Genomic DNA, 2,471 nt, shown 5'->3' with positions numbered 1-2,471 from the left:
CATGTATTTATGGTCTCGTTTGTCAAGCATAGCCAAGCCCATCGGAATGGAGAAAACAATTGTTGCTCCGGCCATGAAACCAACGATCATTGCCATGATCCAGCCTTCCTGCGTCTCCTTCAACACTTGAGCAAGCTGATAGCCGCCCATGTCGGTAGCCAGGATCGCTGTTGCAGCAATTGCTGGGTCTGCTCCGATGGCCGCAAAAAATGGACCTGCCACCTTGTCAATAAACCATGATAAAAACGGAATAGAAGCCATGATCCCTGCAGCTGGCACAAAAATATGCCCAATTGCATGCAGACCTTCCATAAACTGCTTACCTAACCCCTCATCACTATTCCTGATTGCCGCAAAGGCACCAATCACAGCACATGCCATGATAATGTAAATCACAATCTTGCCAACCATTATCATACTTACCCCTCCAAGTCCTTTGTTCTTTTATTTTTAATGGAAAATATCCCCTCGAGGAGGGAGAACACACACGATCGGCTTTCAACACCGGAACCATGAAATGCTCTGCAAATCACACCATTTTTAGGCAAAAAGGTGCCACCCGGAATCATTTTCGATTCCGAATGGCACCATTGCCAGGGTTTATTCACTTGTTAGGTGTGGCTTACTGTGCTTCGTATTTCAAAATGATGCGCTTTGCGATTTTTTCCAGTGGAACCTGTTTATCCATACTGATTTTCCGCATCTTCTGAAATGCAGTGTCTTCGGAGAGATTTTGCTTATCCATCAGCAATCCTTTCGCCCTTTCAATAATCTTGCGGCTTTTTATCTTTAATTCCATCGAATTGATTTTTTCCCGGAATTCATTCGATCTTTCAGCCTGCTTAAGGGCGATTTCAACCGCTGGAATCAGACTTGCTTCAGTGATGGGTTTGACAAGATAACCATATATATTGGATTCTTTTGCTTTATTTATGAATTCCTGCTGGCTGTATGCAGTAAGCAGTAAAATCGGTGTATTCATTTTATTCGAAATAATTTGACTAGCCTTCAGCCCATTTAGCTTCGGCATTTTGATATCCATAATGATCAAATCAGGCTTATGTGCAAAGGCTTGCTCAACAGCTGATTCCCCATCACCTGCCTGGGCAACAACACTATAGCCGGCATCTTCCAGCATTAGGGACACATCAAGCCTTACGATTGATTCATCCTCTACAACCATGATTCTTTTCTTCATATTTGGACTCCCTGCCCTTCAATCGGAAATTTAACTGAGGTCATTGTTCCTTGTTCTGTTCTCATAATGGCAAATTGGCCACCCAGATCATGCTCGATCATCATTTTGACAATATCCAGCCCAAATGAATGCTTGGCATTTTCCGAATACCCTATGCCATTGTCATTGACCAGGACCTCAAGTTCAGATTCGTCATTCTTGAAGGAAACCTCAATGTGTCCTGAGGAAAGTCCCTGAAAAGCATGTTTTAGACAGTTCTGAATCAGTTCATTAATGACAAGCGCCATTGAAACCGCTTTGCTCGAACTGATCAAAAGCCGTGAACCTTCGTAATGGATCGATATTTCTTTCTGCTGTTGTTCATCATTATAGACAAGCATATTACCGATCTTCTGTATTAAGCTGTACAGGTCTACTTCATCTTCACTAGAATTGGCGAGGATGATTTCGTAAACAGACGCGATACTGAGGATACGATTTAAGCTTTTAACAAAATGCTTTTTGCTCTCTTCTGGTACTTCGAGCCGCATCTGAAGTCTCAAAAGACTTGCGACTGTCTGCAGATTGTTTTTTACCCGGTGGTGAATCTCTCTGATGGCAACCGATTTAACGATCAGTTCTCTCTCTTTTTCCCTCAGCTCGGTCAAGTCTTTCAGGATAATAAAGGTTCCTGATGACTTGTCTCCCTGGCCAAGCTTAATTTTCTTCACCTGAATCGTCTTTTTGGCCACCTTCGTTTCTTTGACAAGAAGCTCATCATCACTATCAATCATCTCTTTTAAGATTGGCAGATAATCGGTGATCAAATTGCCCATGTAGCAATCTGCTGAGCAAAGTTCGTGAACCATCGTTGTCGCTGAAGGGTTGCAATACAGTATTCGATGCTCGTGATCGAGGAAAAATAGAGACTCTTCAATTACCTCGGAGATGATCGGCCGGCTTTCTGCCATCCCGATGAGCATTCCGCTCAATTTTTCCGTCGCCTCTGATAACGCTTCCATTTTTAGCTGAGTTTGGACCCTGTCACTTATATCCTTCTCCATGATCAGAGAACCGATGACAAGATTATTCTCATTCTTTATTGGCACAACACTTTGTTCGACGGTTTTCCCTTCCTGCGTAAGTGCTCGATTGGTGGAAATATACCGTCCGGTTTTCAGGGTGAACATGACTCCAGGTTCAAATGCATCATATGCAAACTTACCGGCGACAGTATTCTTGTAAATCGACTTTCCTGTTGAAGGTGCAGCTTCAGCCACCACGATGGCATGTG

General features: G+C 43.2%; 3 protein-coding genes. All 3 read right to left on the bottom strand.

Going from position 1 to position 2,471, the window contains the following annotated elements; translation table 11 throughout:
- On the bottom strand, nucleotides 1–417 hold a 417-nt coding region (gene eutH / locus WB217_RS00130; RefSeq protein ID WP_423989488.1), incomplete at its 3' end, for an ethanolamine utilization protein EutH.
- A 205-nt stretch (nucleotides 418–622) separates the two neighbouring features.
- Nucleotides 623–1,198, bottom strand: coding sequence for an ANTAR domain-containing response regulator (locus WB217_RS00125; protein WP_423989486.1), 576 nt, complete (start codon nucleotides 1,196–1,198; stop codon nucleotides 623–625).
- Nucleotides 1,195–2,471, bottom strand: a 1,277-nt coding sequence (locus WB217_RS00120) for a histidine kinase N-terminal domain-containing protein (RefSeq protein ID WP_423989484.1), incomplete at its 5' end; no start/stop codon positions are given. The genes WB217_RS00125 and WB217_RS00120, both read right to left, overlap by 4 nt.

The sequence above is a fragment of the Mesobacillus sp. genome (assembly GCF_049588175.1).
GTDB lineage: Bacteria > Bacillota > Bacilli > Bacillales > Cytobacillaceae > Mesobacillus.
The sequence above is the reverse complement of the archived record's forward strand: the minus strand, read 5'-3'. Positions and strand labels throughout refer to the sequence as shown.

What these genes read in the sequence shown, in the direction of transcription:
- WB217_RS00125 (WP_423989486.1), bottom strand. Translation starts at nt 1,198, where the DNA reads ATGAAGAAAAGAATCATGGTTGTAGAGGATGAATCAATCGTAAGGCTT.